Origin of the sequence: Mucilaginibacter lutimaris (assembly GCF_042676625.1) — a bacterium.
GTDB classification, from domain to species: Bacteria; Bacteroidota; Bacteroidia; order Sphingobacteriales; family Sphingobacteriaceae; genus Mucilaginibacter; species Mucilaginibacter lutimaris.
The window spans coordinates 592,736-614,153 of record NZ_JBHTIA010000012.1; the positions used below are offsets into that span (position 1 = coordinate 592,736).

13 protein-coding genes, 1 tRNA gene and 1 pseudogene are annotated in these 21,418 nt (G+C 36.7%); 12 read left to right on the plus strand and 3 right to left on the minus strand.

What is annotated here, in order from left to right:
• Positions 1 to 79: 79 nt before the first annotated feature.
• Complete coding sequence (locus ACFQZI_RS17700) at positions 80 to 3,130, plus strand: HsdM family class I SAM-dependent methyltransferase (protein ID WP_377144854.1); 3,051 nt, start codon at positions 80 to 82, stop codon at positions 3,128 to 3,130.
• A gap of 2 nt (positions 3,131 to 3,132) precedes the next feature.
• Positions 3,133 to 3,741: a hypothetical protein gene (locus ACFQZI_RS17705; protein ID WP_377144856.1), complete on the plus strand. Its 609-nt coding sequence runs from the start codon at positions 3,133 to 3,135 to the stop codon at positions 3,739 to 3,741.
• Positions 3,742 to 4,104: 363 nt separating this feature from the next.
• Here ACFQZI_RS17705 and ACFQZI_RS17710 read toward each other — a convergent pair whose 3' ends face one another.
• Complete coding sequence (locus ACFQZI_RS17710; RefSeq protein ID WP_377144858.1) at positions 4,105 to 5,268, minus strand: hypothetical protein; 1,164 nt, start codon at positions 5,266 to 5,268, stop codon at positions 4,105 to 4,107.
• A 262-nt stretch (positions 5,269 to 5,530) separates the two neighbouring features.
• On the opposite strand from ACFQZI_RS17710, the gene ACFQZI_RS17715 reads away from it, so the two are divergent.
• The 8 genes and pseudogenes from ACFQZI_RS17715 to ACFQZI_RS17750 form a co-directional block, all read left to right on the plus strand.
• A complete protein-coding gene (locus ACFQZI_RS17715) occupies positions 5,531 to 8,791 on the plus strand; it encodes a helicase-related protein (RefSeq protein ID WP_377144859.1) in 3,261 nt (1,086 codons plus the stop codon).
• 3 nt (positions 8,792 to 8,794) lie between these two features.
• A complete protein-coding gene (locus ACFQZI_RS17720) occupies positions 8,795 to 13,012 on the plus strand; it encodes an Eco57I restriction-modification methylase domain-containing protein (protein WP_377144861.1) in 4,218 nt (1,405 codons plus the stop codon).
• Between the two features lie 39 nt (positions 13,013 to 13,051).
• Positions 13,052 to 15,055, plus strand: a complete 2,004-nt coding sequence (locus ACFQZI_RS17725) for an McrB family protein (protein ID WP_377144862.1) — start codon at positions 13,052 to 13,054, stop codon at positions 15,053 to 15,055.
• Positions 15,039 to 16,307, plus strand: a complete 1,269-nt coding sequence (locus ACFQZI_RS17730; RefSeq protein WP_377144864.1) for an McrC family protein — start codon at positions 15,039 to 15,041, stop codon at positions 16,305 to 16,307. Before ACFQZI_RS17725 ends, ACFQZI_RS17730 begins: the two co-directional genes overlap by 17 nt.
• A 424-nt stretch (positions 16,308 to 16,731) precedes the next feature.
• The gene (locus tag ACFQZI_RS17735) at positions 16,732 to 17,088 is read left to right on the plus strand and encodes a MobC family plasmid mobilization relaxosome protein (protein WP_377144866.1); all 357 of its coding nucleotides are present in this window, start codon (positions 16,732 to 16,734) and stop codon (positions 17,086 to 17,088) included.
• Entirely contained in the window at positions 17,063 to 18,241 is a 1,179-nt protein-coding gene (locus tag ACFQZI_RS17740) for a relaxase/mobilization nuclease domain-containing protein (RefSeq protein ID WP_377144868.1), read from the plus strand. The genes ACFQZI_RS17735 and ACFQZI_RS17740 overlap by 26 nt, the downstream gene beginning before the upstream one ends.
• Before the next feature lie 352 nt (positions 18,242 to 18,593).
• Positions 18,594 to 18,818: a hypothetical protein gene (locus ACFQZI_RS17745; RefSeq protein ID WP_377144869.1), complete on the plus strand. Its 225-nt coding sequence runs from the start codon at positions 18,594 to 18,596 to the stop codon at positions 18,816 to 18,818.
• Positions 18,778 to 19,179, plus strand: a pseudogene (locus ACFQZI_RS17750) (recombinase family protein); the annotation flags it as partial. The gene ACFQZI_RS17745 and the pseudogene ACFQZI_RS17750, both read left to right, overlap by 41 nt.
• Positions 19,180 to 19,239: 60 nt before the next feature.
• Here ACFQZI_RS17750 and ACFQZI_RS17755 read toward each other — a convergent pair.
• Positions 19,240 to 19,368 carry a hypothetical protein gene (locus ACFQZI_RS17755; RefSeq protein WP_377144871.1) on the minus strand — a complete coding sequence of 43 codons (129 nt, stop codon included), beginning with the start codon at positions 19,366 to 19,368 and terminating at the stop codon, positions 19,240 to 19,242.
• Between ACFQZI_RS17755 and ACFQZI_RS17760 the strand changes: the two genes are divergently transcribed.
• On the plus strand, positions 19,369 to 20,334 hold the full coding sequence (locus ACFQZI_RS17760) for a recombinase family protein (RefSeq protein WP_377144960.1): 966 nt from the start codon (positions 19,369 to 19,371) through the stop codon (positions 20,332 to 20,334).
• On the opposite strand, the gene ACFQZI_RS17765 is transcribed toward ACFQZI_RS17760, so the two are convergent.
• Positions 20,294 to 20,366 (minus strand) — tRNA-Met (locus tag ACFQZI_RS17765). The two genes, ACFQZI_RS17760 and ACFQZI_RS17765, sit on opposite strands and share 41 nt — an antisense overlap.
• Before the next feature lie 146 nt (positions 20,367 to 20,512).
• Here ACFQZI_RS17765 and era point away from each other — a divergent pair.
• On the plus strand, positions 20,513 to 21,388 hold the full coding sequence (era, locus tag ACFQZI_RS17770; protein ID WP_377144873.1) for a GTPase Era: 876 nt from the start codon (positions 20,513 to 20,515) through the stop codon (positions 21,386 to 21,388).
• Positions 21,389 to 21,418 lie beyond the last annotated feature (30 nt).

The following is a 21,418-nucleotide window of genomic DNA, read 5'->3' on the forward strand; positions in this document are numbered from 1 at the left end:
TGTATAGCTATGGCTATCATACAATTTTAAAAATAATAATTATGTACTTTGGACAAATTTTTCACTACAGCAATAAGCGATGACGGGAGAAGACGTAATAGAGCTAATTGGCTTAGATAGAGCAATATACGTAAATTCCAAGAACGAAAAGTTCTTGGAAACAGAGTCTATTGTGTTAAGTGAAGTAAGTGAAAAAGATTTCGGGGTAGATTCAATATATTTTAATACAGATGATAAGGGCAATAGTTACCCGGCGATCTTCTTAAAGAAGGTAAATGTTTTTGACGATGAAACACTACCGATAATAGCAGAAGTTCAACGCAAAATATGGAATTACAAAAAGGTTTTGTTTTTGTATGTTTACTCTGATACAGAAATTCGTATTTACAATTGCTCTGAAAGGCCGCTGATCAAAACGAAAGAAAGTTCTCATTTTTCAGAAGAATTGAAGCGGATTGAGATTAGTACGTACCTTTTTTCAGATAAAAAACAGCTTGAGGAGCTAAATAAACTATTTTCCAGAATCGCAATTGATTCCGGCTTAGTATGGACAGCGACTGAAGCTCAATTCATACGGGATAAAATTGATCTTCAGCGAAGAGTTGATAAATATCTTATAACCAGCTTAGTTAATACCGCAAATCAACTTGAAAGCGCCGGATTAAAGATTGAATTCATTCATAAAATCATACTTCGTTCATTATTTCTTCTATATCTTGAAGATAGAGGTGCAACTGACGAAAAATTATATGGACAAATAAAAAAATCCGCGAAATCATATTTTGATATTTTGGAAGACACAGAGTCTACCAGTAAGTTATATCAACGCCTTGAAGACGATTTCAACGGAAATGTATTTACAATTGAGGAAGGCGAAAGGATATCAGCAGGGCAACTCCAGCTTATTAAAAAATGCTTTGTAAGTGGCAACGATAATACCCCTCAGTCAAAATTATTTGACGACTGGCGCTTATTTGATTTCAGTATCATTCAAATTGAACTATTAAGTGAGATATATGAGAATTTTTTATTTAATACAGACCCTGAATTAAAAAAGAGAACTGGTACCTATTATACCCCACCTGCCTTAGTTGAATTTATTCTAAATGAGAAACTTCCTATTAGGGAAACTGAAAAAAATTATAATATCAAGGTTTTAGACCCAAGTTGCGGCTCAGGAATTTTCTTAGTCGAAAGTTTTAAACGGCTGGTTAAACGTTATGAAAATCAAAGTAAAGAAAAATTAACTGACTTTGATAAATTAAAAAAGCTTTTAACTGATAACATTTATGGTATTGAAATACATCCTCAAGCAATAAAGGTTGCTGCTTTTAGTCTTTATTTAGCGCTGGTTGACAATCTGGATCCCAAAACTATATGGCAGAAAAAAAAGCATCGTTTGCCAAATCTCATTAACAATCCTAATGATAAATCCCTAAAAGAGCAGGGTTATAATCTTTTCTGTAGAGATTCAATTACAGAAAATAAAGAAATTGAAGATATCGCTTTTGATCTTGTGGTAGGTAATCCCCCATTTGGTACAACTGATTTATCCGAAACAGTCCGAAATTATTGCGACCATCATGGCTTTGCAAAAGAAATGGTGTTACCATTTCTGCATAAAGCAACAATACTTTCACCTAAAGGAGAAATAGCACTAATATTTAATACAAAAGTATTAACTAATACAGGTGGAACTTATCAGAACTTCAGAAAATGGCTTTTTAATGAATGCTATGTAGAAAAGGTATTTAATTTTTCTATTCTGCGCAATGCAAAAAAGAATTTTGGTGGTCAATTATTTGGCGACGCAACAGGTCCGATAAGTATTGTCTTTTATCAAAGTAAGCTACCAAGGAAGCCTAGCAATAAAATTGCTTATTATGCACCTAAAACGTATATCAAATCCAACATAATAGAGGGGTTGAGCATTGACTCCACCGATTTAAAATATTTGCCAAGAGAAGAGTGCCAGAAGCCTGACACTAAAATCTGGAAAATAGCCATGTGGGGTGGCATGAACGATTGGGAACTGATACAGAAAATTCAAAAAAAATCTATTTCATTAGAAGAATATTTCGATAATAATAAATGGGTGTATGCGAGGGGAATAAATTCTGACTCACAGAATCCTGATTTTGTTCCAGAAAAAGTAATAAGTGCAAAATTGATAGAAAGGTATTATACCTCAGAAAATGCATCAAAAATAAATCATCGGGCATATAGAAACATTGACAGAACAATGTTCAATCCGCCTTTTGTACTAATGAAGGAAGGTCAACATAAAAAACAACTAGCAGCTTCGTACATCGACCACTTTTCTTACTGTACAACTTCTTGTTATGTTTTTAATGGAAATGTCGAACCTAACCTGAAGAAAGGATTAGTAAGCATACTTAATTCTAAGCTAACAACATATTTTCTTTTCTTAACAAGCTCTTCTTGGGGTATTGAGCGCGAACGGGTTTTGATGAATGAAGTGTTGGAAAGTCCAGCATTATTGCCATTATTGAACGACAAAGCTTTAAATGATATTATTAAATTATTTGATGGCATCTTACTCAACAAAAAATCAGGTGAATTTTTTAGCGAATTTGATGCTCAAGATGTTGAAAATAGAATAAGCTCAATTTTAATTGATAATATTCTTGACTCCCCAATCGATGGAAAAATAACTGTAAGTGATTGCTTAGAATTTAGTTTAGATTTATTCGAAAATAAAGAAAAATCTAAAGCAGTATTTCCTGTGCTAAAAGAACATATAATGGCCTACAGCGAAACGATCAGTGCTGAACTCAACGATTTTCTTGAAGGCGAAAGCTTGTTTGCGAACGCTACGGTTTTTGTGAGCATTAATCGAAGTTCTCCCTTAATGATGATTAAACTTTCTTTTGCTAAAACTCCAACTGAAGTAATTAAATCTAAAGAATTCATTGATAATGAGCTTAAAAAACTCGATAAACATTTATGGAAAAAAAAGTCAACCAATATTTATTTCAGAAAAAAGCTTAATTATAAGATTGGTGACGATATCTATATTATTCGTCCTAATCAACGCCGGTTTTGGTCAAAATCAATGGCTATAGAAGATGCATCAGACCTAGTTCTTGAAATTCTAAACGAGAATTAGTGATGGCATTGAATTCAAATCTTTACGAAAAATTCAGAAATGCTTTTGAGCAGAAGTGTTTTCAGCTTATTATCGAAGCATACCAAGCTTCTTTAACGGGCAAAGTAATACAGTTAGACTGGAATGAAAATGATATTTCTTCTGAATTACATGAGCATATTCGAGCAAATCCCTTAAGAACAAAATGGAAAGTATCTACAAACGTTGAAGCTGATTTACCAAAGGACATTCCAAAAGTAAAGGGGTTTGCCGATAAATTTCCCAGAATAGATTTTAGGTTGACAACTTTTACTAAAAGTTATGAAATCGAGTACTTTTTTGAGGCGAAAAACCTGAAACAAAATGATTCTGCGCTCAAACGAAGGTATATTGACACCGGCATAGATAATTTTGTGTCTGGCAAGTATGCAAATGGAAGTTTGGTTGGTTACCTTTTACAGGGTAATACTGAAGAAACTATAAAGGGGGTAAATTCTTTGCTTAAGAAGGATAAGAGAGAATCTGAACTACTACGCTCGAAATCAAACAATCAAACAAATGCACTTTATATATCTACTCATTCAAACATTGCTATTCTAAAGCACTTAATTTTTGATTTTACGTTTTGTTAAATCCATCATACAGGAGCAATGACTTTTAACAAAAAGTTCCCATATAAGGCGCCTCAATAAAACAACTGTCGAATCAATTCCTCCAAAATCTCAGACAATTATCGGATTGGAATAACGGTTCGAGCCACCCTAATGCCGCAAATTGTATTTGACCATTCACGAAAAACTTGAAGCGAATTGCAAAGTTTGAGAGGTTGAAGTTTACCTTCACTAATGAATAGCAGGCGGCAACTACTTTTCTTTTCTTTAAACGCCACAAAGAAAAATAGTAAAAGAAAAGAGCTATCTTAATGAAAAAGCAGTGTAGCGCAATAAATCAAATTGATTAAAACGACATCCGGCGCGATAACAGTTTTTATGTTTTTATTCAAAATCAGGCAGACCAATATTCTCGGGCGTTTTTTCGATAAGTTTTGCATCGTTTATTTTACAAAACTCTATTGTGTTTGCTTGTGGAAACGGATCTACTACATAGATTTTACCCTTAAAATTATTAGAAATAATATTATTGACTTCGCTATCACCGCAGCCATACCCTATTAGAATTAGCATATCTGATTTTTGAAGATTTATTTCAAAGGCTTTAAATATGGATTCATAATAAACGGGATCACTATAACGAAGAATTTTCGATGTTGTGCCTGACAGAAAATCCGGGAAATAATTGATGAAATCATTAATGTATGTAAAGTTGCCGTTTTCGTCAACAACTTCTTTATAAAAATCGGTTATCCCAATTCCAGGTTTTGTTTTGATATAATTATCTATTTGCCCTCCGTTCATTAAATGAAAAGGATATTGGTCTAAACTTCCATGTAGTTTGTAAAGTCTGAAATTACTAGAGTATTTTCCTGAAAAATAGGAAAGGCGTATTTTCGCTTGGTTTTCTAAACTGCCATAGTAAGGTGAGCCTAATTCACTAAAGCCATCAGATAATTCGCCGTGAATAGCATCGGTATGATTTAACGATTCAAAGAATAGATCGTGATTTAAGGTATTTATATGTAATATTCTGTCTTCCCCCCAGCGTTGTAGGCATCCGAGAAAACCATTGTATCCAGCGTAAGGCCCCATACGATGAACGTTAGGATAAAATCGGACACCCTCGCGATCCACTAAAAAGCCAGCGATAATCTGATTGAAAATGCTGTTATGTGCAGCAATCAAATTGATGTTGTCATCTTCATTATGGTGTTTCTCACGGAAATCATTACATAGTTTTTCAAACGCACCATCATTGTGTTTATTTACATTGGTATAATAGTCAAAAAACTCTTCATAGTTAAAATATTCATGCTGACTCGCATAAAATGCAATTAATTCAAGGGTGAAAAGCTTATATATGTAGTATGATGTATGTGTATATGGATCTTCCTGTTCCGGCTTTAGCCAGCACACTGAACCCTGTTGAGCCACCGCAAATTGAGCAGCGGTTAATGATGTTATTTTATTGTTTAGCTGCTTAGCTGTAGGATATCCTTTGTTAACTGAAAATCCGGCACCTAATAGTAAAGATATCTCTCTCATGATTATATAAATTGTATCATTACAAAAGTACCCATTAACGCGGGGACTCCTTTATTCGATTTTTTATTTTGTTCAAGTATATTTTAACATGATTTCAGTTGTTGAACTCTTACCATGCTGATTTTTAAAAACCGATTGCCTCTCAATTACAGCATGCCACATACATTCGGTTAAACGATTTCCATTTATATATTAGAACAACTCATTAGTTTATCTAAATTTACTTTTTGCATTTTAGAATAGATATAAGCATTATTAAATAATGTCAACAAAGTTTTTTACCAATAGCGATAGCAATACATTATTCAATAAATTCGAAGGCATATTTAAATATACCGATGTTTATTATTTAGATATTTTAGTTGGATATTTTTATTCCTCTGGTTATTTCAAGATAAGAAAATTTCTAAATGATGTTTCTGAAATAAGGATATTAGTTGGTATTGACCTAGATAATCGGACGAAATTGGCAGTAAGTCGCGGTCTAGAGATAAACTTTAATGCTGATTTAGCTAGAGAAGAGTTTTTAAAGAAGGCAGTAAAAGATATCCAAGATTCTGACTACAGTAAATCTGTGGAAGACGGGATAAAGGGTTTTCTTGATGATATACATACTGGAAAGCTAAAAATAAAGATCCACCCGTCAACACAATTACATGCTAAAATATATATTTTTAGACAACAAGAAGAACACGAACATGCCGGATGGGGTTCTGTAATTACTGGGTCAAGTAATTTAACAGAAAATGGGCTTGAACGCAATTTTGAATTCAATGTAGAATTACGTGATCATGATGATGTGAAATTTGCTTGGGCTACATTCGAAAAGCTTTGGTTAGAAGGAATAAATATAACCAATGACTTCATCGAGCAAATCCCAAAGCAAACTTATATTGATACGGATTACTCTCCCTATGAGATTTATATCAAGTTCTTAATTGACTATTTCGATAAAAGCATTGATTATGACCCTGAATCAGTGACTGATTTACCAAAAGGTTATAGAAAGCTGGCATATCAGGTTGATGCAGTAAATGATGGCTATGCCAAACTCATGAAATACAATGGATTCATCTTAGCAGATGTTGTAGGGTTGGGTAAAACTATAATCGCTGCCATTGTTGCAAAGAAGTTTTATTTTACGAATGGTTATAGAACAAAAATACTCGTAGTACATCCGCCAGCATTAAAACCATCCTGGACGAAAACTGTACGTGATTTTGAAATTCCCAACGTTGATTTTATATCTAACGGCTCAATACATAAAGTAAAGCATCCAGAAGATTACGACCTAATCATTATAGATGAGGCCCACAAATTCAGAAGTGATGAGTCGGAGATGTTTAATCAACTTCAGAAACTGTGCAAAACACCGAGAAAACGACCTGGTGTTGACGGGAATTTTGAGAAGAAAGTAATTCTGGTAACGGCTACGCCGCTTAATAATCGACCGTCTGATATTCGCAATCAACTTTATCTTTTCCTAGATTCCAAGGTTTCAAATTTAGACATTGGCAACATTCAGCATTTTTTCAGGCCACTCATTGAAAAATATGACAAGCTCAGAAAAGACAGATTAGTGACTAAGGAAAATTTAACAAAGGGAATTTCTGAAATCTATGATAAGATCAGAACCAAAGTTTTAGAACCATTAATAGTTAGACGCACCAGAACCGATATTAGAAACTCTGATACTTATTGGAGTGACATTGTTAGTCAAAACTTATCTTTTCCTGAGATAATTCCCCCTCGGCAAATTTTGTATCAATTAGATGACGGACTTGATAGTCTCTATGATAAAACCTTAAAACTGTTAAAGGGAGGCGATGACGGATTATGCTATATGCGCTACCAAGCCATTAAGTACTTACCTAAAAAAATCAAAGAAGAAGTCTACGGGAACAAAGCTGATAAAGCGTCCGATTCTTTAGCCAAAATCATGAAAACATTGATGGTTAAGAGGATAGATAGCAGTTTTTACGCTTTTAAAAAGACTTTGAAACGCTTCTTGGATGCCAATGAGGCAATGGTTAGAATGATTGAGGCAGATCGAATTTTTATTGCGCCTAAACTTAGTGTAAATGAATTTATACTTAACGAAGATGAAGCTGTTTTAGAGTCTTACCTCGAAGACAGACCGGATTTAATACGAGCTTACTCGGTTGAAGACTTTGACGAGAAATTTATAAAAGGAATTTACCATGATTATGCATTATCAAAGAAATTACATTCAGCTTGGGATGAAATTGAAAGTGATCCTAAACTTGACGAATTCTTACGACAGCTTAACTTGAATTTTTTCGATAGCAAGTTAAATGATAACGGAAAGCTTGTTGTTTTTTCTGAATCTAAGGAAACTATAGAGTATCTCGCCACTAAATTGAGGTCGTTGCAAAGCAGAAATGTTTTAGCCATTGACAGCGGCAATCAAAGTGATAAAGCTGAAACTATACGAGCAAACTTTGATGCCAATATTCCATTGCTCGAAAAAAGTAATGAATATCCTATTTTAATAACTACTGAAGTTCTTGCTGAGGGAGTAAACTTGCACCAAGCAAATATTATTGTTAATTATGATGTTCCATGGAATGCTACCCGATTGATGCAGCGGATAGGACGTGTAAATCGTATAGGAACAGCGTCTAAAAACGTCCACATTTTTAATTTTTTTCCTACTCAACGCACAGATAACGAAATTGAATTAAATAAAAAGGCTTATATTAAACTACAAGCATTTCACTCGGCATTAGGTGAGGATAGTCAAATTTATTCCAACGATGAAGAATTTGGCACCTACGGATTGTTTGAGAAAATTCCTGAAGAAGAAAAGGATGAGCGCCAAATATTATTGGAGTATTTAAGAAAATTCAAAGCCGAACATCCTAATGAGTTTAAGCGCATTAGAAATATGCCGAGGCGTTCAAGGACTGGAAGGAGAGATAAGTCAAGATCGTTATCAACAATTGTCTATTTAAAGAACAAACTCCGAGATAGCTTCACTTATATAAAAAATGATGGATCGTTTGATGAATTGACTTTTGTGGAGGCTGCAAGAATTTTCAGGGCTGAAGTATCTGAAAGATCAGTGGAACGCCATAGCTTGCATCATGAACAGGTGGCGAAGGCTGTAAGCGTATTTGAAGAGGAGACAATAGTTAAAACCATTACAGTAACAAAAGGGATAAAGTTAGGCCCTAATGAGGGGTTAGCCGTTGCATCAATTAATGCATTTAAAAACTTCCCCGATATAACTGATGAAGAAAAAGAACTTTTTGCATTTGCTATTGAATCCATTAGGCGCGGAGTTTTCCAAAAATTACATAGAGAAATAAACACTTTAGTTAAAGAGATTAACAAATCTGCCTTTAATAGGGCAGAAAAATTGGAAGCAATTATTAAGCTTCTGAAAAAGTATCCTCTTAAACAAGCGCATGAAGAAACCGATCATGAACAGGATTTCAGCGAAATTATTACCGAACAACCTAAACCAATAATTATCATATCTGAATCTTTTTCCGCCTAAGCCATGAATATTCATTTTTTAGAAGACGTCTTTAAAGCTGACTATGACAACAATACTTGGAAGCAAGTACTTTATAAAATTTTCCCCAACATACAAGTCTATGCAACGCCAATTGAACTTGAATTGACTGAAAGCCGCTCGGAAGATGCCCGTAGAATTATAAACTATGCTGATGTAACGTTGGCGGATGGACGAAATATCCTTTTTTACGAAGCTGAATTACAAGACGGTAAGTTTGTGACAAGAAACCGTGTTGGGCTACGTAACCTGGTTCACCATACACTTATACCTGGGTTAGCTGATGGCGCAATCGTTACTTATTATAACAGAAACGCGTCCGATTGGAGGTTAAGTTTGATCTCTAAAAATGCTTATTGGGATGATGACGGCAAAATGGTGAAAGAGGAAACGCACCCTAAGCGTTACACTTTTGTTCTTGGAAAAAATGAAAGCATCAAAACAGCAATACAGCGTATTCAGCCACTCATAACCAAAGTTGAAAATGATGGTTCAGTTAACATCGATGATCTATTAAAAGCCTTTTCAGTTCAAAAAATCTCGAAAGAGTTCTTTGATGAATACAAGGCCAATTATAGGGCATTTGCTGAATTTATTGGTACGCGAAGTAAAGTTAGAGCATATTTTGTACCGGACAGGGACGATTTAACTAAAGATGCGCAGGAGAAAGAAACGGAACGTAACATTAGCAATTTTGCTAAGAAGTTACTGGGCAGAATTGTCTTCCTTTATTTCCTTCAAAAGAAAGGCTGGTTAGGTGTACCTAAAGAAATGGATTGGGGTAATGGTGAACGTGACTTTGTTTCAAAGCTGTTTGACCAAGCTAAGGATAAAAATAACTTCTATGAAAATACGCTGGCTCCATTATTCTTTGAAACGTTAAACAAAAAAAGAGCGGATAACATCTTTTCACTTACCGGAACAAAAGTTCCTTTCCTGAATGGCGGTTTATTTGACCGTTCAGGTCACGAACCAGTAAATATTAAATTTGATAAAGGACTTTTCGAAAATTTATTCTCTTTCTTTAACGGTTACAATTTTACTATCGATGAAAATAGCCCGGACGATTTAGATATCGGCATTGATCCTGAAATGCTTGGGTTGATATTTGAAAACCTGCTTGAAGAAAACAGGAAACGTACTGGGGCATTTTACACGCCCAAAGAGGTAGTACACTATATGTGCAAAGAAAGCATAAGCCTGTATCTGCAAAAAAAGCTTTTGACAAAATTGAGTAATGGAGAGCTCATTGAAATGGAATCTTTTATTAAGAAACCTGACGGCTCAACTCCTGCTCTGATAAAGAAATATGCAGATGATATCCAAGATCATTTACAAAGGCTAAAAGTATGCGATCCTGCAATAGGTTCAGGAGCGTTTGCTTTGGGGATATTATTTGAGATACTTCGCATAAGAAAAGAAATTTTCCCGCATCTCACTAAGCAAAAGAATTTCAACTACCGGCTTGAAAAACTCAATATTATGCGCAATAATATCTACGGCGTTGATATTGACGGAGGCGCGGTAGATATTGCGCGTTTGAGATTTTGGCTTTCCCTAATTGTTGACGAAGAAGAACCAAGCCCTTTGCCTAACCTCGATTATAAAATAATGCAGGGCGATAGCATGATGGAAAGTTTCGAAGCAGTAGATCTATCTAAGGTGAAGTCTACGCCCAAAAATGTAAAAGTATTTGAACCCGAAAGAGATTTATTTGGTAACATCAAAGATGCACAGCTTACTATAAACTCAATACCTTTTGATACCGAAGCGTTAGAAGAAAAAGTTCGTGATTTTTTTAAAATAGAAGACACTGACGAAAAACGCGCTAAGCATAAAGAAATTGATGATGAAGTAATCAAGCACATTGAAATTAGTATAGCAGCTTATGAAGAAGATTTAAAAGAGAATAAACTAACATTTGCAAAAGCTTTAGAAAAAGATTTGTCAGCTGCCTCTTCAGAGGCAATGAAAGAAAAAATAAGAGCTAAAAGCCCGAAGTCTAAAATTATTGCAGATTATGATAAAAAACTGGCTGATGTAGATCGTATTTGGAAAAGGCTTGTTAAAATAACCGAGCAGAACGAGCGGCCGTATTTTTTATGGCATTTATTTTTCAAAGATGTCTTTGATAAAGGGGGATTTGATATTGTAATTGGCAACCCACCTTACGGAGTTACATTTACAGAACAGTTAAAAAACAGATTTGGACTTGGAAGTAAAGATAGCTACGGCATCTTTATGGCACACGCGCTTACCCATTTGGCGAAAACGGATGCTGTCTGCGCCTTTATTGTGAGCGATACCTGGCTAACTATTACCAGCCATTTACAATTACGACAACAAGTACTGCAAAAGCAGTTGCATAAAATAATACGCTTACCGGGTGATACATTTGGCGCTACAGTAAACACATGTATTTATATACAAAGCAATAAACCTGTTGAAAGTAAAAATGAAATTATTGCTGCTGAACTCACCAATCTTAGCCCACAAAAACGCTTACCTGAATTTAGGGACACCTTATTCAACCTTGAAAAATATGTTGGAATTTATACACCGGATTTTGCGGTATATAATTATCAGCAACAACTAATCAAGTCTAACCGTAATCAACCAGTATTTGTTGCAAGTCCGAAGCTATTTGCATTGATGAACAATACCACCTGTCTAACACGAACAGAAAATGAAGATGATACTATAGGTCCTTTGTTAAGGCAAATACCGATGAATGGCAAGATAATCGAATTGGTACGTTTCGGAGATATAGCAGATGTTAAAGTTGGATTACAAACGGGCGATAACCCATATTATATACTTCAACGACCTGAAGTCCGAGGAAACTATAAAGACATAAATTTATTTGGGCAATATTTACTCACTAACTCTGATCTTGATAAGATACGAGATAATGAAAATGTTCGACTTAAAATTATTGAAAGCGGGATACATCAATCGAATGATGAAGAAAACTTTGATCACGATCGGTGGTTCGATGGTCGTTATGTAGTCCCCTACGATAAAGGTGGCGAAAGCGATACCGATACAGGATGGTTGCCGAATTATTACGTCCCTACTAATTATTTTATCGATTGGAGTAGTAGAGCTGTAGCTCGTTTAAAGAAATTAACTTCATCTGAACGAAACAAGTTAAAAGGAATAAACAACGGCAATGATCGGCCTGCGTCAAGATTCCAAAATAAAGAGTATTATTTCCGAGCAGGAATTTGCTTTTCTCGTACTGGCGCTTACTGCCCTACATTTAGGTTGAATTCCGTTTCAGTTTTTGACACGGAGGGCTCAACAATATTTTTTTTAAAAGAACAGCATGTAAAAATTTATATAGGCACATTATGTTCAAAGCTGACTAAATATCTGTTAAAAAACTATATAGGTCATACTGTGCATACGCAGGTGGAAGAATTAAAAGAAACTCCTGTCAATTACAATGAATTGGATTTAAAGTGGATAGATGGTATTATAGAAAAGCAAAAAAGCAATCCACGTTACGATTATCAAAGCCACGAACAAAAGGAAATAGACGCTTTGGTTTATGAAGCTTATGGGTTGAACAAAGCAGACATTAACGAAGTGGAAACCTGGTATGCGCGCCGCTACCCTAAACTTGCTGCATACGCTGACATAATTTCTCTTGACGAGGAACTTGCGCAAGTGAAGGAAGAAATCCTGGAAGAAGATTTACATACACAACGTGTAAAAGCTCTAATTGCTTTAGGCGAAAATAAACGTACTGAATATAAAAGTACACTTCGGTACGATGTACGACAAAAAGCCGTGCTACCTCATATCGAACACAGCGTGTTAAAAACAATTGCAGCTTTTCTGAATAGCGAGGGCGGCACCTTATTGATTGGTGTTGATGATGATGGCAATATTCTTGGCTTGGATAACGATTATTCTACTTTTGGAAAGACAAAAAATCATCAAGACGAATGGGTAAAGCACTTTGATAATATCACAGGGCATGCTTTTAGCGATGCTTTGATGGCTAACATCAATCTTGAATTTGCACATATGGACGAAGGAGTGGTTGCCATAGTTGATGTTAAAGCATCATCTAATTATGTTTACATGAAGAGCAAAGCCGATAACCGTAAGCAGTTCTATATTCGTCGGAATGGCAGCACAGTCGAATTAAGAGACGAGGAGATATTATCGTACGTAAAACAAAAGTGGGGATGAAATAAATAACTTGCATTTAACCTTTAAACTTATCACATAATGGATACTAAATACTACTGCGTTGGTTTTTATTGGTATGGCTCCGACCCGGAAAACCAACTGCCCAGGTTCATCGAAAAAGGAATTTGGGAAAACGGATTTGATGACAAATACCTGGATAAAGTTAATAGCATCCCCGTAGGATCTAAATTAGCTGCTAAAACAAGCTATACTCGTAAAGAAAACGGAAAAACGGTCTCAGTGCTTGAAATTCATTGTATAGGTACTGTTACTGCCAATCCCAAAAACGGGCATACCCTAAATGTAAGTTGGGACAAAGATTTCAAAAAGTTTAAACTTGACGGTCGCGGTGCTTATAGATCAACTATCAGCCAGGTAAATCATCGTGAAAATATTGATTACATCTTTGGCAATAAAAAGCAAAAGGAAGGCTCAGCCCTTCCGGCTTTTAATAAGGAAGCCTTATACGAGGAAAAGCAATTAAATCAAATCTTATATGGCCCTCCTGGTTCCGGAAAAACTTACCATACTATAAACAAAGCCGTGTCAATCATTGACAGGATAAAAGAAAGTGATCTCGGCAATTATTTCCCAAACAGAAAAAGTTTAAAAGAACGATTTGATGAATTACTTATAGATGATTGGTCGAATCCACAGGGACAAATTGCTTTCATAACTTTTCACCAATCATTTAATTACGAGGAATTTATCGAGGGGATAAAACCTTCTTTGAACAATAAAGATATTCAGTATGAATATGCTTCCGGCATATTCAAAAGCATAGTTGATCTCGCGACAGATAATTGGCTAAATGTTCATGAAGGTAATAAAGCAGAGGTCTCATTTGACGAGGCCTTTTTTAAGTTTAAGGAGCGGTGGGAAGAAAATCAGGAAATGCCATTTAAGATGAAAACTCCGGGTAAAGAGTTTACAATTATAGGCTTTACAAATTCGTCTATACTCTTTAAAAAAGCTAGCGGTGGCACAGATCATACTTTAAGTATTAAAACGCTACGAGATTTCTATTATGGTAGAAGTAAAAGAAAACTTTCTGGGATAGGAATATATTACCCAGGCGTTCTTGAAGAGCTCAAAAAAGACTCTGAAGTTACAATTGAGGAAGATAAGGACGACAAAAACTATGTTTTGATTATAGATGAAATTAACCGGGGAAACGTTTCTCAAATCTTTGGAGAATTAATCACTTTAATAGAGCAAGATAAGCGCATAGGTAATAAAGAAGCTTTAGAAGTAATACTTCCATATTCTAAAGAAAAGTTCAGCGTACCGCCTAATCTCTACATCATAGGCACTATGAATACGGCAGACCGTAGCGTAGAGGCGCTTGATACAGCGTTACGTCGTCGTTTTAGTTTTACTGAAATGCCGCCTAAACCTAATTTGTTATCCCCTGAACGGCTAATTTGGCAATTATGGAAGGACTACGGAGATGTGCCTTGGGTAGACCCTGAATTTTTAACAAAAGAGCAGCAATATTATTCATTATTTGGTGCCAAAGATTTATCGGCAATGTCTCCTGACGAAAAAGATAATCTCTGGGAAAAAATAGATAAAAACGGTGAAGATGAATCCATTTTTAATGGACTAACTTTTGACGGATTAAAGCTCAAAGAGTTATTAAGGACAATTAATAGAAGACTGGAAATTTTACTCACGTCCGATCATTTAATCGGGCATTCGTATTTTATGTCGATTTACTCAATGGATGATTTGAGTGATGTAATTTATGATAAAGTTCTACCTCTTTTACAAGAATATTTTTACGGCGATTTTGGTAAAATAGGTTTAGTACTAGGTAAGGGATTTATTAAGAGGGAACAAACCGCCGAAGATATAAATGATGTTTTGGCTGATTTTGATGATTATGACATGGATGCCGTAGTTTCAAAAGATATTTTTAAGATTATCGACTACAGAAGTAGGCCGGTTCACCAAATAGTATTAAATGAATTGCGATATGAAGTTGATTTTCCGCAGGCCATAAATCTTTTAATTAATAGCAAGATTGAACCCGCAGCCTAAAACTATAACTGTTTATGAACACCAGGCTATCAAGATTTCAGATAAATATTCTGATAGCTTAACTTCTGATCAGTTAATAACTCTTCAAAAGTTTCACGAGACGACACAGCCGTCCTACTATTCACTTGTTCACAACGGAATAAAATTTTGTGGCTTTGTTGGGGTTCTACAAGTTGGCAATCTAACAATTGAGGTATTGCCTAAAATTGATAGGGTCGCAGAAAACGACAAATATAGCTGGCGCAAGGTTTTACTTGGTATGCTAAAACGGGTTGGGCCTTTTGATGTTCTAGCGATATCGGCGACTGACCTAAAGTTAACTCCCAATAATATATTAGAGGTATATATTGAAATTTTCCTTTTACAGGTAGAGCATTTGCTTCACCAGGGTTTGCTAAAACGCTACCGTAAAACCGAAATTAATGCAACAGCATTAAAAGGTAAAATTGTATTTGGTCAGCATCTAAAGAAAAATATAATTCATAAAGAACATTTTTTTATCCGATATACAACTTATGATAAGGAAAATTTATTTAATAGAATCATTTATAAGACTTTAAAGCATATACAAAATCTTAACTTGAAAGGTAATTTGCACAGTAAGACACGGCATTTATTGTTAGATTTTCCTGAAATGCCGGATGTCGTTGTCTCTGAATCATTATATTCAAACATAATCTTTGATCGAAAAAGTGAATCCTATAGAGAAGCTTTACTGATTTCAAAACTTTTATTGCTTAATTACCATCCTGATATTAATAGAGGCAGGAATCATGTTTTAGCACTTATGTTTGACATGGATTTGCTTTGGGAAAAATTTGTGTATTCGAGTATTAAACGACATCTGAAAGAGTTCAAAGCCGAAAAGCAAATTTCAAAACCATATTGGAAACTTGAGGGAAAAAGAACAATTGGACTACAGCCTGATATTGTTCTTATTCAAGGTGGTTCCAGATTTATATTGGATACTAAATGGAAATTACCTCAAAATACTAAGCCAAATCATAGCGATTTACAACAAATGTACGCTTACACCAAATATTTCACTTCGTCTCATACAGTTCTATGTTATCCAGGCGCAGAAAATAATTTCATAAAAGGGAAATTCTATAATGAAAATTCAAAAAATGAGGTAGGGTATCCTTGTTCTGTTATGAGAATTAAATTTGATCCTAAGAAATCAATAGATTTTTGGCAAAAGCTAATTTGTCTCCAATTGAGAATTAATTTTGGGAACGAATCTAATACCTAATTAGATGATTAACCTAATAAGAATTTAATAAACAGTAAATATTTTAGTAATAAAAATGCAAGGCGTTATAGTTGAGCAGCAAAAAAGTCTTCAATTGATTAACTTGAGACAACTTTTTCTTTATTATTTGAAGGGCAATTAATAATCATAGCTAATGCTTTCGAGTATTCTTATTGCTATAACTCTGAGAAAGAAGCAAGCCATGTTTTGACCGGGTCAAAACGGCTTGCCGGGACACCCGGACCCAATATACTTCACTTCGTTCAGCATATTAAATGTATTAATTCCTTGCATCAAAAAGTAAATTTATTTAACTTAGCGTTATAAATGCGGAAGGCGTCCGCAGTGCCATAATAACACTAATGGCATTTCCCAGGCCGGCAAAGTTTTGACGGTAGGACACTTACTTCAATCCAGCTGATTTATGGCAAGGCCAAAAATCTCATCAGCAGAAAAAAGAAACGTTAAATTTACCTTACAACTTACCCTAACCGAAAAGCAGCAATTAGAGCGGCTTTCAACCACTTGTAACAAGCCTCCGGCAGTTTTGGCAAGGGATAAGATTTTCAAGGGACGCTTTCCTGAACCAAGGATTGCATCGTTAGACCTTCATGCTTACACCGAACTTAAAAAGATAGGCGTAAACCTCAATCAGCTTACCCGTAAGGCTAATGCCGGAGTAATTTCCTTTGAGTTAATCGGTACGCTTTTTAAGCTGGAACAGAGGTTAGATACCATCATTGCTAAGTTAGTATATGATAGCCAGCCAAAAGATCGGTAAAAGCTTTATAGGTGCCCTAAGTTATAATATAAAGAAGCTCTGGGACGCTGATCCAAATAAACGGGCCGAACTCATTGCTACTAATTTTTCATCGTTACAGGCAAGCGATATTAAGCGCGAAGTAGAATGGATACGACAGTTAAGGCCAAATCTTAACCGTTATGTTTATCATACCAGCCTTAACTTTTCAAACGAAGAAGCCGGGAGCTTGACCAATGAAAAATTATTGGCGATAGGCCAGGACTATTTGCAGGCATTAGGTTACAGCAATAACCAATACCTGATCTTTCGTCATTATGACGCAGGGCACCCCCATATTCATTTATTGGTGAACAGAATCAGCTTTGATGGAAAGGTCGTCTCGGACAGCAACAATTATAGGCGAAGTGAAGACATTTTGCGCAAACTTGAACGGCAATATGATTTGATACCTGTAGTTCCAAGTCGAAAGGCATTCCAAAGAGCAGTTACCAAGAACGAGATCGAAATGATTGACAGAACGGGTAAACCGTCTGACAAGCTGCTGCTGCAGGAACACTTGAACCGGTTGCTACGCAATAAAGGGTTAGATATAACTGAATTTATACGGCATGGTGAACAGGCAGGCATTCATTTTCTTTTCAACCAGGCCTCCACTGGTAGGGTCACTGGTATTACTTATTTCTATAATGGCCTGAAGGTAAAGGGACAGGCATTAGGCAACCGCTATAAGTGGGCGGAGTTAATTAAGATTCTAAATTATGAGCAGACTAAACATGGCGAGGGAATTAGCCAGGCAAACGATAGAACAACAGCAAGATACGGAAAGCAAACAGCAACCGGACAATCCACTTCCATCAACCGGCAATACGGATCAGGAAGTAACGTGGTTTCTGAATACCCTACAAAAGATTTACAACAATACAGAGAGAACCGCACAGGACATGAAATCATTGTTGCAAATGAACAAGGATATGAGGGCGGAGATGGAGAAAATGAAGAGAGAATTTTGGAAGCAGATCCGAATGCTAATATTTTCTCTAATGAGCGGGATTATGATTTGCATAATAATTATCCTGATCTTAATATTCAGATAGGCGATGATGTCGACGATGAAGCAATATATGGGAAAGACAGGCACCGCCAGCGCAAGGCAAGAACGAACAGAAGGTAAGATGCGAATACTTGAACCGGCAAAAAGAAAAACAGCAGACGGGATAAAAAAGCATTTTAATCCCTTATTCACCACAGCCGCAAAGATAGGCTGCGCCGGGATAAAATGTCAAGGCTATAGCGAGCGGGGCGTGTTGTTTATTTTTTTGGCAGCCCCGGCCTTGACATTTTATCCGGCTACCCGCTTCGGTTGCTTAAGTGATGATTAAGGGCTGATCGTTCATCGTTATATCTGACAAGTTCCAGCAAACTGCAAAAAACACTTGATCAGGTTATTATTCACCGGACGTCCTCCTGAAATGGTTGCAGGAGAGCAGCGATTACGGTTTGATTTTACCTTCTAAGTGTGAACAATGAAGGGCGGACTATCCGAAAAGAGGAACGTTACTCCTCAGCAAGCCATAAAAATTCTCGAAGAGAATGGTTATGAAATAAATGAAAAAGAAGCCGAAATGATTTTGGATTTCTTATATTTTTTAGGTAAATTAACTGTAGATCAATATATTAAAGACGCATCTAAGACAAAGGATACTAATTATGAAGACAGCAGATCTTTATGTGCGGGTGAGCACAGATGAACAGGCAGACAAGGGTTATTCCGTCCGCAGCCAGGAAGAAGTATTGCGTAAGTACTGCGGCATTCAGAACATTGCCGTAAGAAAGGTAATTTATGAGGACTATTCGGCTAAGACGTTCAACCGACCTGCCTGGAACGAAATGCTGAGCAAGCTGAAGAAAGAAAAGGGACGATCCGTAGATCTTCTATTATTTGTTAGATGGGACAGGTTCAGCCGGAATGCCGGGGATGCCTACCAGATGATCAACATACTTCGTAAAATCGGCATTGAACCGCAGGCTGTTGAGCAGCCCTTAGATTTATCCATTCCAGAGAACAAGATGATGCTTGCCTTTTACCTGGCTGCGCCCGAAGTAGAGAATGATCGCCGGGCATTGAATACTTTTTATGGTATGCGCAGGGCACGTAAGGAAGGACGCTATTTAACTACCGGCCCTTATGGCTACGTCAACAGGACCACAGATGCAGGAAGGAAAGTAATTGTTCCGGTCGAGCCTAAAGCAAGTATCGTCAAATGGGCATTCGAACAGGTAGCTAAAGGGATATTTCATATTGATGATATCCGCCGGGAGGTCAATGCAAGGGGTATGAATTGCAGTAAGAGCAACTTCTATACGTTGCTAAAGAATCCGGTGTACTGTGGCAAGATCGTCGTTCCTGCTTATCGCGATGAGCCGATGCAGTTAGTGAAGGGACAGCATGAACCGATCATTTCCGAATCGTTGTTTTACGAGGTACAGGATATCATAAATGACAAGAAGCGCATTCAATTAGTAAAGATCAGTACAGCGGATAATCTACCGCTACGCGGTTTCCTGCTTTGTCCGCATTGCGGAAAACAGCTTACCGGCAGCGCATCCAAGGGGCGGAGTGCCTATTATTATTACTATCACTGTTCTTCTACGTGTGGTATAAGGTTTAAGGCCGACGCTGCAAACGATAGTTTTATTAATGAATTAGGTAAGTATGTTCCTAAGAAGGGTATTGCTGAACTTTATAAGACGGTCGTAAAGGATATATTCTATCAGCAGACCGGCTCGCAGGCAGAGGGCAAGAAGGAGCTGCTAAATCAGATACAAACTGAGAATGATCGGCTAGCTAAAGCGAGAGGGCTTTTGCTGGATGATGCCATCGATAGCAATGACTATAAAACTATTAAGGCGGAGTGCGAAAGCAAACTGCTTAGCCTGGAAGCGAAACTGACAGGTTTCGGTAAGACGGCGTTTGATCTGGATGATTGTTTAGATAAGGCCTTAACCAATCTTTCCCGGCTTCAAATTACTTATAATGAGGGTGATGCGGTAGTTAAGCGTAGAATCATCGGTTCGATGTATCCTGAAAAGCTATGTTTTGACGGAGGGGCTTATCGAACCGCTATAATGAATGAAGCCGCACGTCTTATTTATCTGATAAACAATGAGCTAGGCATGAAAAAAAATCGGACAAAACTTGATTTTTCAAGCTTGTCCGATTCGGTAGCGGGAGCAGGACTCGAACCTACGACCTTCGGGTTATGAGCCCGACGAGCTACCAACTGCTCCATCCCGCACTATCTATTTAATGTATTACATAACGGGCATAACTCCGTAATGTTTGTCCCCAATTGTAAAAAAGCAATTTGCTCTTCCTTTTAATTGGACTGCAAAGATATAATTCGTTTCTTTGCAGTCCAAATAATATTTTAATTATTTTTTTATGGCGCATAAGGCAGGTTTTGTAAGTATAATTGGTAAGCCCAACGCGGGTAAGTCAACCCTTATGAACGCATTGGTGGGCGAAAAAATGTCTATCATTACCCCAAAGGCGCAAACCACCCGCCATCGTATACTGGGGATTGTTAATACTGACGATTACCAGATCGTATTTTCGGATACCCCAGGTATTATTAAACCACACTACGCGTTACACGAAAGCATGATGCACCAGGTTGATGGCTCAATTGTAGACGCCGACCTTATATTGCTGGTTACCGACATACATGAGGAGTTTAACGAGCAGGACGTGATCAAAAAACTGGAAGGCTCTACCGCGCCGCTGGTTGTTTTGATTAACAAAATAGACCTATCAAGCGAAGAAGAGGTAAAGGAAAAAGTTGAGTACTGGAAAGAAAAGCTTAACCCTAAAGCCATCTACGCTATATCGGCCCTGCACGATCATAACATAAAAGCCGTAATGGATTTTGTGCTGGATGGACTGCCCGAACACCCCGCTTATTATGAAAAGGACGCACTTACCGATAGGAACGACAGGTTCTTTGCATCAGAAATGATAAGGGCCCAAATTTTTAAGCAATACAAAAAAGAGATCCCATACAGCACCGAGGTTATTGTAACCGCTTTTGTTGAGGGCGAAAAACTGCACCGCATTAGCGCCGAGATAATTGTTGAACGCGATTCGCAAAAGAATATCATTATTGGCAACAAGGGAGAAATGCTGAAAATAGTAGGCACATATGCCCGCCGGGATATGGAAGATTTCTTCCAGAAGAAGATATTCCTGGAGATGTTTGTAAAGGTTATACCAGACTGGCGCAGCAAAAAAAATTACCTGAAAAAATTTGGGTACGAATAGTTGAAAAGAATCAAGATGTAAGAATCAAGA

Coding starts and splice junctions, on each gene's coding strand:
- ACFQZI_RS17700 (WP_377144854.1), top strand. CDS start 80: ATGACGGGAGAAGACGTAATAGAGCTAATTGGCTTAGATAGAGCAATA.
- ACFQZI_RS17705 (WP_377144856.1), top strand. CDS start 3,133: ATGGCATTGAATTCAAATCTTTACGAAAAATTCAGAAATGCTTTTGAG.
- ACFQZI_RS17710 (WP_377144858.1), bottom strand. CDS start 5,268: ATGAGAGAGATATCTTTACTATTAGGTGCCGGATTTTCAGTTAACAAA.
- ACFQZI_RS17715 (WP_377144859.1), top strand. CDS start 5,531: ATGTCAACAAAGTTTTTTACCAATAGCGATAGCAATACATTATTCAAT.
- ACFQZI_RS17720 (WP_377144861.1), top strand. CDS start 8,795: ATGAATATTCATTTTTTAGAAGACGTCTTTAAAGCTGACTATGACAAC.
- ACFQZI_RS17725 (WP_377144862.1), top strand. CDS start 13,052: ATGGATACTAAATACTACTGCGTTGGTTTTTATTGGTATGGCTCCGAC.
- ACFQZI_RS17735 (WP_377144866.1), top strand. CDS start 16,732: ATGGCAAGGCCAAAAATCTCATCAGCAGAAAAAAGAAACGTTAAATTT.
- ACFQZI_RS17740 (WP_377144868.1), top strand. CDS start 17,063: ATGATAGCCAGCCAAAAGATCGGTAAAAGCTTTATAGGTGCCCTAAGT.
- ACFQZI_RS17745 (WP_377144869.1), top strand. CDS start 18,594: ATGAAGGGCGGACTATCCGAAAAGAGGAACGTTACTCCTCAGCAAGCC.
- ACFQZI_RS17755 (WP_377144871.1), bottom strand. CDS start 19,368: ATGAAATATCCCTTTAGCTACCTGTTCGAATGCCCATTTGACGATACT.
- era (WP_377144873.1), top strand. CDS start 20,513: ATGGCGCATAAGGCAGGTTTTGTAAGTATAATTGGTAAGCCCAACGCG.